Genomic DNA, 11,286 nt, shown 5'->3' with positions numbered 1-11,286 from the left:
GCGGCATGCGCGGGTCAAAGCGCCTCAGTCGTGGGCGTTGCGGGTCTCGAGCCAGACTAGGGTGTCGTGCCTCAGGGCGCGCACGCATTGCGCCAGGAAAGCATGCACCACTTCCAGTTCGCCGGCGTTGTAGCGCCGGGCCATCAACACCACCGCCTCGGCCACCCACTGGCGTTCCTGGGCCAGTTGCTGGCACTGCTCCTCCACCGGCCGGATCACGATCATGCGGCGATCCAGCGGATGGCGGCCCCGCTGGACATAGCCTGCCGCTTCCAGGCGGTTGATCAGGGCGGTGGCGCCGCCGGAGCTGATGCCCATCAACTGGGCCAGTTGGCCGGTGGGCAGGGCATCGAACTCCATCACCAGCTCCAGCGCTTTCAGATCCGCCAGGGGGATACCCATTTTCTCCGCCAGGGCCGATTGGCAGGCCGCGTTGTACACGGCGAACTGTCGGCCCAGCATCAGGGCGATGTCGTCAAGCATTCCGGGACGCAGATCGTTGTTGCGGGATTCAGGCATCACGGTCACATGCTCGTGGTGAACGAAGGTTTCTTGTTGCAGCATGGCGTCGCTCCCTCACGGATCCGGTTGATCACTTCTTGGCCGTCAGGCCGCCGAGCAGCCCGCCCAGCAGGCCGCCGTTGTTGCCGCCGGTGCTCGCGCTGCCGCTGACGCCGGCCGTCACCCCGCCCAGCAAGCCGCCCAGCAGGCCGCCGTTGTTGGCCGAACCCGAGGCGCCCGCGCCCGCTCCGGCACTGGCGCCGGCCGAGGCGCTGCCGCCGGTCAGGCCGCCGAGCAAGCCGCCCAGCAGGCCGCCGTTGGCGCCCGCGGCGCCGCCAGCCGTGCCGCCCGCGCCAGCGGTCACCCCGCCGGTCACGCCGCCGAGCAGCCCGCCCAGCAAGCCGCCGTTGGCCGCGCCGCCCGTGGCGCCGCCCAGGTTGCCCGTCACGCCGCCCAGCAGGCCGGTCACCGGGGCCAGCAGGCCGCCGTTGCCGCCAGCCGCGCCGCCGGTCACGCCGCCCAGGATCCCGGTGATCGGGCTGAGCAGGCCGCCGTTGTTGCCGCCGACCGCGCCGCCCAGGCCCAGGCCGCCGGTCAGGGAGGCGACCGCGCCGGTGGCATTGGCCAGCGTGTTGCCGAGCGGGTTGGTGTTGCCCGGCGTGGCGTTCAACAGTCCGCCCGCGCTGCTGACGGCGCCGCCCAGGCCTTGCAGCACGCCGTTCAGGCCGGCCACGTTGCCGCCAGGCAGTTGCGTGCCCAGATTGCTGACCGTGCCGCCCAGCGTGTTGAGCAGGCCGGCGACCGGCGCGCCCAGGTTGGTGGTGGCGCCGACTTGCTGCGTCAGGCCGACCACCGTGCCCGCCAGGGGGCTGGCCGTCGGGTCGAGCGCCTTGCCGATGCCGCCGAGGGCCGGCTGCAGGCCGAGCGGCAGCACGTTGTCGACGGTCTTGCCGACATTACCCAGCGCGGGTTCGAGCAGCGGTTTGGAGGGACCGCCCAGCACGCCGCCGGTAACGCCGCCGACCAATTGGTTGACGGGGTTCAGCAGGCCGCCGGAGCCGGACAGGCCCGCGGTCAGCGCGCCCACCGCGTTGGTGGCATTGCCCAGCACCGTGGTCAACGGCTGCGGATTCTTGGGATCGGCATTGAGCAGGCCGCCCGTGCTGGCGACCGTCTTGCCCAGGCCTTCCACCAGGCCGCCGACGCCGGCGCTCAGGCCTCCCGGCAGGCCGGTGCCCTTGACCGTGGTGCCCAGGCCTTCGACCAGGCCGCCCACTTGTTTGACGGTGCCGTCGACAGGCTTTCCCAGGCCGGTGGTGGCGCCAACCTGTTGGGTCAGGCCGACGACCGTGTCGGCGACCGGCTTGATGGTGGGGTCGAGCGCCTGGCCGACACCGCCCAGGGTGGTGCCCAGATTCAAGGGCAGGGTATTGTCAACGGCCTTGCCGGTATTACCCAGCGTCGTTTGCAGCAAACCGGTGGTGACCGGGTTGTTGGGATTATTGGGTTCGTTCGGACCGCCAGGGTTGCTCGGATTATCCGTGCCAGGCAGGCTGGCAGAACTCTTGTGGCTACCACCACCGCCGCCGCAAGCGGCCAGCGCGCTCATCAGAGCGGCCGCCATAACGGTGGAGGTCAGAATACGATGTACGCGCTGCGTGTCAATCTTGGCATTCATGGCGAGCTCCTGTGGGGGAAGTGTCAGGCGTCGAAACTGCCCGATACATCCCTACATGCATAAACCATGCCAATATTTTTCAAACACGCTTCCGGTATGCGTTCAGGTCGTTTTTGGCTTATTAAAAATCCTTTTAAATCAATAGCTTATATTTAAAACAGAGGGTTTGTACCAATATTGGGAATCCCCCATATTTACGATCACGCGCCACCTGCGAATGTTACGTCCGGGGCCTGCCTGGGCCGTTACGTTACGGGCCGCGTTACGTAACGTGGTGTATGGAACAGGCAAAAAAAAGCGCCTGTCGAAACAGGCGCGGCGCCTTGGCGGACTCGCGGCGCGGCCGCCGGCAGGCCGTGCTAGAACGCGTCGTAATACAACGAGTAGTTGGCGTTGAAACGCACGTCGCGGCCATTGTTTATGGTGGCCGAGCCGATTGGCTTGGCCACGTTGAAATCAAACAGGTAGTACTTGTCATCGGTAAAGCGCAGCCCCAGCGCCACCGACGACAGGTGCCGCTGGTTGAGCTGTTGCAGGCTCGAATTGTTGTACCAGGTGCGGGCATAGTCGATCAGCGCATAAGGCTGCACGTTGGACAGGTACTGCCAGCCGATGCCGAATTGGCGATTAACTTCGGCGGAAACACCCACGCCCTTGTCGCCGCTTTGCTCGCCTTGCGGATAACCCATCGCATACCGCCAACTCCCGTAAGACACCTGTTCCGACGAGGGCAGGATATTGCTCGAGTACTGGGCGGCGCCCGACAGGGTCAGGCCGAATCGCGCCGGCAGCGCGAAGGTCTGCTTGGCATTGAGGTTGTAGCGGGTGAAGTCCAGGTCCAGGATCGGCACCGCCGAATAGCCGTAGTTGGTGTTGATCTCTTTCTTCGCCCCGGCGCCGGTGAAGCCCCTGGCCACGGCCAGCGTCACGTCGGTGGTCTTGGATTCGGACACCTGGATATAGCGCATCTCGAGGTTGGCGGCCCGCACCTGGGCGTCCTGCTGCAGCCAGCGGTCGGAGTTCTTGGCCTCGTAGCGGTCCTTCGAGTTGGCCGCGTAGACACCGAGCGTGCCGGTCAGCGAGCGCGTATTGTTCAGCAGGAACGGATAGCTGACGCCGATGCCGATGCGGTCGTTCTTGACCCGGCGGTTGAAGCCCAGGTATTCGATCGCCTCGTCCTTGGGACGGGCGTCGTAGTGGTAGCCGTCGATCTTGACCGCCAGGCCGTCGTTGCCCAACGGCACGCGGACCTCGCCGGAAATGTATTTGACGTCGTCGGTGTTGAACGGCACCGACGCCGTCAGCTTGACCTGTTCGCCCAGCGGCGTGAGGCTGTTGGTGGCCATGTTCACCAGGGGCTGCATGCCGGTGCCCAGGTCCGCCACCCCGCCTGTCAGGCTGACCGGCTGGCGCGAGGCCGCCAGCACCAGTTCGGTGGCGCCGTCGGCGCGTCGTGGCAGGTCGAGCGACGGCGTGAACTTCACCCCCGGCACCGTGCGCATCAGGTTCAGCACGCGTTCCAGCGTGGCCTGCCTGAGCGGCTTCTCCTCCTTCAGCGGCTCGGCCAGCGATTCCAGGCGGTCCTGGGCATTGCCGATATCGCCCTCGATGCGCACCGTGCCGATATAGCCTTCGACCACGGTCACCACCACCAGCCCGTTGGCGAAGGTCTGGTTCTGCACCAGCGCGAACGACAGCGGATAGCCGCGGTCGCGGTACAACTGGGTGATCTTGTCGACCTGCTGCACCAGTTCGCCCAGGCTGATCTCCTTGCCGGACAGCGGCGCCAGCAGGGCGGAGACTTCCTCGAACGGCATGGCGTGCACGCCGGTGACGTCGAAATGCCGGGGCACGATGCGCTGCGCGAGCCTGGCCTGCAGGGCCAGTTGTTCGGGAGTGGGGGCCTGGACCACCGGCGGCGGCTGGGTGGCGCTGGGCGGGCGTTCGATCTGCGGCAGCGCGTCCACGGGGTTGCCGCGTAGCGGGCCGTCGGCGCGTGCCGTGCCGACGGTGGCGAGGGTGCAGATAAGGGCGAGGGAAAGCGGACCTGCGGGAAGCGTGCGTCTCATGCCTGGTTGTCTCTCTTTGCCGCTGGCACCGTTTAAACAGAACATCCGTATTAAGGGTCCGGATAAAGGCTTGAATATATGGGGCCGCTATATAAGTAAAACCGGTGGCGCGCCGCTCAGGCGGTATGTTGCCAGCGCGCCGGGGCAATGACAAATTATTTCATTGTGACTGGCCGGAAACGTGGATATAACAACAGGACGACATACAAGGCAATCTTTCCATGGCCCGATTCCGGGTTTTCCGGGATATTTGAAAATGACCGTGGCTAATTTCCGGGTATTCGTTACAAGTAAGCTGCCATGCCGCGACGAATACTGGTATAAACCCTGATGTGTATTAATTGTTAATAGATAAGACTATATAAACGTATCAAAACACATCGGGTTTACCGGCTCTCGGGAGTCCACAGATGGACCAGGATGACCCCAACAAAATCGTCGCAAGTCGGCCCGCCACGAGCGTCTGCCGACCGTCGGCTCACAGGGGCGGCGCATGAACCCGGGCGATATCGTTCCCCTCTCATTCAATAGCGGCCTGGTGGCGCTGTCGTTCCTGATCGCGGCGCTCGGCTCCTATGTGGCGCTGCTGGCGGCGGTGGGCATCCGCGCCGAAATGCAGGACGGCGAGATCCGCATCGGTTACATCATCATCGGCGCCCTGGCGATGGGCGGAGTGGGCATCTGGAGCATGCATTTCATCGGCATGCAGGCACAGGACCTGCCATTCGCGGTGGGCTACCAGATCGGTTTGACCGTGCTCAGTTTCCTGGTGGCGGCGGGTTTTTCCGGCTGGGCCTTCTGGTATGTGGGCCGCGACCGCTTCACATTTATGCGCTGCGTGGTGGGCGGCCTGGCCGCCGGCCTCGGCGTCGCTGCCATGCATTATGTGGGCATCAGCGCCATGCGCATGCCCGCGGTGTTTATCTGGAATCTGCCGATGGTTGTTTTATCGGTGCTCATAGCGGTATTTGCCGCGTCAGCCGCGTTATGGCTCGCTTTCAATACGCAGAATGAGTTCCAACGCATCGGAGCGGCCATTTTGATGGCGATTGCGGTGTGCGGCATGCATTACACGGGAGCGGCGGCCGGCACGGTGGTCTGCACCGCCCCGCGCGATTTTTCCAGCATGCAGATTGGCGGGGTGATGCTGCCGTACGTCGCGTTCGCGCTGTCGTTCGTCATGTTGCTGGTGATGCGTTGGCATTTGCAACGCGCTTCGCGCCGTTTCCGCGCGCGACTGGCGCAACGCATCGACTCGATCATTGAATCGGCCCCCGTGGTCGATCCGGGCAGGACTCCCGGCTCGACATTGGGACCGGGTTGAGGGCCCGTCGGTAGCGACGGACCTGGCGGTACCCCGGAGACGCGAAGGTGTGGAACACGCCAGCGCGCCGACAGCACCGGGCTTAGGGGGCCACGCCGTCCCTGCGGCATGGCTCGATTATCAAGCGAGACCTGAGGAGCTCGACATGAAAGCGAAACTTGCGCAGTTCTGGAACGATGAAGAAGGTATTACCGCCCTGGAATACGGGCTGATCGCGGGCACCATCGCGGTGGCGCTGGTAGCCGCCTTGGCGACATTCACGGGCGCGCTCAGCGGCCTGTTCACGTCGCTGCAGGCCAAGCTCGCCAACGCGTCCAAGTGAGGCCGAAGACCCCGGTCGTCCCAGTGAGCCTGGCCAGGGCCAGGCGGCGCCGGACGGCCGGGTCTGACGCCCCGCCGGGCATGGAGCTGATGTTGACGACACTTCCCGCGCAGCGAATTCGGGCGGTTGCGGATTGACGGCGTTGCGCGCATCGGCTCCCACGTACTGCGCGCCCATGCATTGCCAGATTGAACCCGAAACCGTCAGAAGGTCCTGCCTTGTATCCAGGGGAAGTGCTGTGGTGGCTGTTGTTCGCATGCTGGAATCTGGTGTTGATATACACCGATCTGCGCTATCGCCGCGTACCCAACACGCTTATCGTCGCGGGCTTCGCGGGGCAGGCGCTGTGGCTGCTCGCGGCGTGGCTCGCGCCAGCCTGGGGCTATCCACCGCGTTGGGCCGGCTGGCCCATGGCATTGGCCGGATTCGCGCTGGCCTTGCCATTCTTCCCGCTCTGGCTCAAGCGCCTGATGGGCGCGGGCGACGTCAAGGCGATCGCCGTGCTGGGGCTGCTGACGGGCTTCGCGCCGCTCGTCATGACGCTGGTGGTCGCGAGCCTGCTGGCCGGGCTGCACGCCTTGCTCTACCTGTTTCTTTCCCGAAGCTGGGCCTTGCCGCTTCGGGCTCGCCAGATCCCCTACGGGACGTACCTGGGCGCGGCCGCGCTCAGCGTGGTGTTTATTCCCTTGAATTCGGACTGGTATTCGTGGTGTTTTTCCTGGTGTTCTACGCGATCCTGACGTACGCCCTGGTGTTCACCGCGCAGCACTCGGTCACCCTGGCGGCGCAGGACGGCGCCCGCAAGGTCCTGCAATGGCAGCCGGGCGCCACCTCGCTGACCGTGCGCGCCAATGCCGGCCGCGACACGGCGCTGGACCGTTCGAGCTGGATCACCACCATGTCCTCGGCCGCGGTGGCGGTGGCGGTGTGCGGCGCCAGCGGCACGCTCAGCAGCACCGCCGGGGGCGCCTGCAGCGGCCAGCCGCTCAGCGCCGACCAGATCGAGGTGACGGTCAGCTATCCGTACGGCGCCAATCCGCTGATTCCGAATTTCCCCTTCCTGGCGCAGGCGTTGATGCCGCCGTCGAGCGTGCTGTCGGCCCGCGCCACGGTCCACCTGGGCAACGGCCTGGATGGGAGCAACTGACATGGACGCGCGCCGTGCCCCGGGCCATTGTCGCGGTCGCAAGCGCGGCCAGCGGGGTATCGCCGCGCTCGAGTTTTCGCTGATGGTGACGATGCTGCTGATGTTCGTCTGCGCCGTCGTTGGCTATGGCGTGCTGTTCTGGATGCAGCAGCAGTTGGCCTCGGCCGCCTCGGAAGGCGCGCGCGCGGCCGTCCACGCGCGCTTTGCCGGCCAGGCGGACGTGCCCGGCGCCGCCTGCGCCGCGGCGATGAGCGTGTTCGGCACGGGTTCGGCGGTGGCCTGCGCGACGACCAGCGCGCCATGCGCGTGGAGCGGTTCAGGCGGCCAGACGGCCCAGTGCAGCACGGTCGCCATGACCTTCAACGTGCAGGCCTGGCCGGTGTTGTCGACCTTCCAGGCATTCATCGCCATGTTGCCCGGGACGGACAAGAACTGGATACCGACCCGGCTGTCGTCGAAGGCCATCGTGCAAATCTCCCAAGGGACACCATGAGCAGTCTGAGCAAAATCATCGCGGGTGTGTTGCTGGCGGCGGGCCTGGTGCTGGCGTTCGTGGCGTGGCGCCTGGCCTCGGCGCCGTCGGCCCCGGCGCCGGCGCCGGCCGGTCCCGTGGCGACGGCGCCGGCCGCGCCGGCCGAACCGCCGGTCAAGCGCTATCCGGTGGTGGTGGCGGCAACGCCGATACCGGCCGGCACGCGCATCGACGGCGACAAGATGCTCAAGGTGGACCAATGGCAGGTGGCGCTGTCCGGCAGCTACAGCTCGCCCGCGCCGTTGCAGGGCGCCTATGTGCGAGTGGACGTCGCGGCCGGCGATCCGCTGTTGCCCAGCATGCTGGCGCAGGGCCTGGCGCGCCAGCTCAAGCCAGGCGAGCGGGCGTTGGCGATCGCGGTCGATGAGGTGGTGGGCGGCGGCAACCGCATTGCGCCGGGAGACCTGGTGGACGTGTTCTTCGTGCTGGAGAAGGGCGTCGAGATCCAGGGCGGACAGGCCCGGTTGCTGCAATCGCAGGTGCGCGTGCTGGCGTATGGCGCGGCTTCGCTGGACGGTCCCGAGGGAAAGTCCGCGCTGCCCGGCCCGCCCGGACAGCCGGCCCGGACCGCCGTGCTGGCCGTGCCGGTCGACCAGGTCAACGAGCTGGTGCTGGCCAGCCGCTCCGGCCGCCTGCAGTTGGCGCTGCGTCCGGTCGGCGACGATGGCAAGCCCGATACCCAGTTGTTCGCCCAGCGCAGCGCCGTGCTGCCGGCGCGCGCCGACCTGACCCCCGAACAACGCGAGCAATTGCTCAGCGGCCCGAACCGCGCCTATGCCGGCGACAGCCTGGCGCAGTTGGATGCCCCGACACCGGCGGCCAGGCCGGCCCCGGCCCGCGCCGCTGGCGCTGGCGGCGCGGGCGGGCGCACCGTCGAAATCCTGCGAGGAGACAAATCCGAGCGCGTGCGCTATTGAAACGTGGCTGCGCGTGGCCTGGTGCCGCCCGCGGCTGGACCTTACCTGCCAAACCAGATCCAGCACAATGAAGAGATTCCAGCGCACCACCCTGATTTGCCTTCTGTCGGCCGCAGCGGTAATGACCTACGGCGTGGCCGGCATGGCGCAGACCGCCATCCAGTCCGACCCGGGCGCCGGCGCGCCCGCCCGCGACATCGCGGTCGCCGTGAGGGGCCAGCAGACGCTCATGCTGGAGGGCGCGCCCGCCCGCATCGCCATCGGCGATCCCGAGGTGGCCGACGTCAAGGTGCTGGCGGCCTCCGGCAAGCGGCAGGCCTCGCTGCTGCTGTACGGCAAGAAACCGGGCACCACGCAATTGCAGGTCTGGACCGGCAACAACGCGGCCCCGCAACTGTGGACGGTGCGGGTGGCGGGCAACGTGCAGCAGGTCATGGCCGGACGCGGCATGGCGGGCGGCGCCAACGTCGACGTGGCCGGCGACCGCGCGGTGGTGTCGGGCCAGGCCGACTCGCCCCTGTCGCACCAGGCCTCGGTGGCCGCGGCCGGCGCGGTGGTGGGTGACAAGAACGTGGTGGACGTGTCGACCGCCGGCACTGGCGGCGTGGTGCAGGTCGAGGTCAAGGTGGTCGAGGTGTCGCGCTCGGTCATGAAGCAGGCCGGCATCAGCTTCGCCGGCCGCAGCGGCCCGTGGGGCGGCACCAACTCGATCACGCCCGACGGCTTCCCGGCGCCGCTGGGCTTCAGCAAGAGCGCGGCCCTGGCCTCGGGCTTCTCGCTGTTCTACGACTCCAACGATTTCAGCGCGCGCCTGCGCCTGCTGCAGAACAACGGCATGGCGCGCGTGCTGGCCGAGCCGACGCTGGTGGCCCTGACCGGGCAGAGCGCCAGCTTCCTGGCCGGCGGCGAACTGCCGATCCCCGAGGCCGGCGGCCTGGGGACGACCACGGTGACGTTCAAGCCATTCGGCATCGGCCTGACGGTGACGCCGACCGTGCTGTCGCGCGAGCGCATCGCGCTGAAGGTGGCGCCCGAGGCCAGCGAGCTGGACTACAGCAATGCCATCGCGGTTTCCAGCGGCACGAATACCACCACGCTGATCCCGGCCCTGCGCACGCGCCGGGCCGACACCACGGTCGAGCTGGGCGACGGCGAAAGTTTTGTCGTCAGCGGACTGGTGTCGCGCCAGACCAAGGCGCTGGTCAACAAGGTGCCGATGCTGGGCGATCTGCCCATCATCGGGTCGTTTTTCCGTAGTGTCGATTACACCCAGGAGGATACCGAGCTGGTGATCGTGGTGACGCCGCGCCTGGTGCGGCCCATAGCACGCGGCGTGACCTTGCCGCTGCCGGGGGCCAGGCAGGAGGCGACCGACACCGCGTTCAACGCTTGGGGCTATTACCTGATGGGTCCTGCGGGTGGGCAGCAAATGCCGGGTTTTTCACGGTGAGCGATATGAAGACACATGCCAGGGAGTGGGTTGGCTTGCAGAATAGCAACCGGTTTTTATTTTGTTCCAAGGGTGACGGCGTGGCCGCGCAGCTCGGACAGGCGCTGGGCGACATGGGCCTGCTGACCCAGGAAGTCCCGGGCGTCGAGGAACTGGGGCGGCGCCTGGCCGAAATCGAGCCGCAGGTGGTGTTCCTGGATTTCACGCTGAGCGAGGACGAACCCGGCAAGCTGTTCAAGTCCGCCGAGCTGGCGCGCCTGCTGGCGCGCATCGCGCCGGCGATTCCGCGCGTCGCGGTGGGACTGCTGAGCCAGCCGGAAGGCGCCATCGCCGCGTTGCGAGCGGGCGTCAGCGATTTCGTCGATCCGACCGTGGCGCCGCAGGAAGTCAAGGACGTGGTGCAGCGGCTGCTGGACCTGCCGGCCGGCGGCGGCCGCATGGACGGCTCGCGCCGCAGTGTGCTGCTGCTGGGCGCGCGTCCGGGCGTGGGCACCAGCACGCTGGCCGTGCACCTGGCCGGCATGGTGCAGGACCGCCTCAAGCAGCAGCATGGCTCGCGCGCCGCGGCCGCGGGCGCCAAGGGCGCCAAGCCGGCGGCCGACAACGGCAGCCAGTTGCCCCTGGGCAGCCGGGTCGCGCTGATGGACCTGGGTTGGCCGGTGGGCGATTGCCAGCTTTACCTGAACATCGGCGGCGATTTCGATTTCGCCGAAGCGGCGCGCAACCTGCGGCGGCTGGACTCGACCCTGCTCAGTTCGGCCATGTCGCATACCGCCAATGGCTTGAGCGTGCTGGCGCTGCCGCGCGACCTGGGCCAGATGCGCGATGTCTCGCAATCCGATTCGCTGCTGGTGTTCGAGCGCATGCGCCAGCACTTTGGCGTGGTGGTGGCCGACTCAGGCGGCTTCTCCAACCCCGAGTTCGTGGCCGGCCTGGCGCGCGCCTCGGAGCAGAACTGGATCGTCACCGACCAGAGCGTGGGCGCGCTGGTGTCGCTGGCCGGGCTGCTGCAGGAGCTGGAGCAATTGCACGTGGACCGCCGCAGCCTGGGCCTGATCGTCAACCGCTACGACGAGCGCTACGGCATGACGGCCCAGCAGATCGCCGAGCGCTTCCAACTGGAGCTGGTCGGCACGCTGCCTGACCGCACGCTGGCGCTGATGGTGTGCACCAACCAGGGCCACCTGCTGCACGAGGAGGCCGAGCGCGACGTCTACGTGCGCGCGGTGCAGGCGCTGGCCGAGAAGCTGAGCGCCGAGGAAAACACCCCGGGCGGCCGGGCGAGCTGGCTGGCCACCTGGCTGCCCGGCGTGCACCGCCGCATGGTGGTCGAGTAACGGACGGCG

At 67.3% G+C, this 11,286-nt stretch carries 11 protein-coding genes; 8 read left to right on the top strand and 3 right to left on the bottom strand.

From position 1 onward, the window contains the following. Window positions 1–24: 24 nt before the first annotated feature. The 3 genes from ACUDCK_RS19445 to ACUDCK_RS19435 all read right to left on the bottom strand — a co-directional run bounded on the left by ACUDCK_RS19445 (window position 25) and on the right by ACUDCK_RS19435 (window position 4,248). On the bottom strand, window positions 25–564 hold the full coding sequence (locus ACUDCK_RS19445; protein ID WP_054503036.1) for a MarR family winged helix-turn-helix transcriptional regulator: 540 nt from the start codon (window positions 562–564) through the stop codon (window positions 25–27). Between the two features lie 28 nt (window positions 565–592). Continuing rightward, complete coding sequence (locus ACUDCK_RS19440; protein ID WP_175166636.1) at window positions 593–2,179, bottom strand: collagen-like triple helix repeat-containing protein; 1,587 nt, start codon at window positions 2,177–2,179, stop codon at window positions 593–595. Between the two features lie 359 nt (window positions 2,180–2,538). Beyond that, the gene (locus ACUDCK_RS19435) at window positions 2,539–4,248 is read right to left on the bottom strand and encodes a ShlB/FhaC/HecB family hemolysin secretion/activation protein (protein ID WP_064524287.1); all 1,710 of its coding nucleotides are present in this window, start codon (window positions 4,246–4,248) and stop codon (window positions 2,539–2,541) included. A 493-nt stretch (window positions 4,249–4,741) separates the two neighbouring features. Between ACUDCK_RS19435 and ACUDCK_RS19430 the strand changes: the two genes are divergently transcribed. The 8 genes from ACUDCK_RS19430 (at window position 4,742) to ACUDCK_RS19395 (ending at window position 11,277) form a co-directional block, all read left to right on the top strand. Continuing rightward, window positions 4,742–5,572 (top strand): MHYT domain-containing protein, encoded by an 831-nt coding sequence (locus tag ACUDCK_RS19430; RefSeq protein ID WP_175166637.1) that lies wholly within the window; start codon window positions 4,742–4,744, stop codon window positions 5,570–5,572. Between the two features lie 145 nt (window positions 5,573–5,717). Further along, entirely contained in the window at window positions 5,718–5,894 is a 177-nt protein-coding gene (locus tag ACUDCK_RS19425) for a Flp family type IVb pilin (protein ID WP_006390266.1), read from the top strand. A gap of 272 nt (window positions 5,895–6,166) precedes the next feature. Continuing rightward, window positions 6,167–6,634, top strand: coding sequence for a prepilin peptidase (locus ACUDCK_RS19420; protein ID WP_240317298.1), 468 nt, complete (start codon window positions 6,167–6,169; stop codon window positions 6,632–6,634). Further along, complete coding sequence (locus ACUDCK_RS19415) at window positions 6,601–7,041, top strand: TadE/TadG family type IV pilus assembly protein (RefSeq protein WP_054503032.1); 441 nt, start codon at window positions 6,601–6,603, stop codon at window positions 7,039–7,041. Before ACUDCK_RS19420 ends, ACUDCK_RS19415 begins: the two co-directional genes overlap by 34 nt. Window position 7,042: 1 nt before the next feature. Next, window positions 7,043–7,534 (top strand): TadE/TadG family type IV pilus assembly protein, encoded by a 492-nt coding sequence (locus ACUDCK_RS19410; RefSeq protein ID WP_064524292.1) that lies wholly within the window; start codon window positions 7,043–7,045, stop codon window positions 7,532–7,534. Further along, on the top strand, window positions 7,531–8,490 hold the full coding sequence (gene cpaB, locus ACUDCK_RS19405) for a Flp pilus assembly protein CpaB (RefSeq protein WP_175166638.1): 960 nt from the start codon (window positions 7,531–7,533) through the stop codon (window positions 8,488–8,490). The genes ACUDCK_RS19410 and cpaB overlap by 4 nt, the downstream gene beginning before the upstream one ends. Before the next feature lie 67 nt (window positions 8,491–8,557). Next, window positions 8,558–9,940 carry a type II and III secretion system protein family protein gene (locus ACUDCK_RS19400; RefSeq protein ID WP_144654730.1) on the top strand — a complete coding sequence of 461 codons (1,383 nt, stop codon included), beginning with the start codon at window positions 8,558–8,560 and terminating at the stop codon, window positions 9,938–9,940. Then, entirely contained in the window at window positions 9,937–11,277 is a 1,341-nt protein-coding gene (locus ACUDCK_RS19395; RefSeq protein ID WP_054503028.1) for a MinD/ParA family protein, read from the top strand. Before ACUDCK_RS19400 ends, ACUDCK_RS19395 begins: the two co-directional genes overlap by 4 nt. Window positions 11,278–11,286: the final 9 nt, after the last annotated feature.

The organism is Achromobacter sp. CF-sbj1-Ac2-l (assembly GCF_052698165.1).
This window is presented reverse-complemented; position numbering and strand designations above follow the sequence as displayed.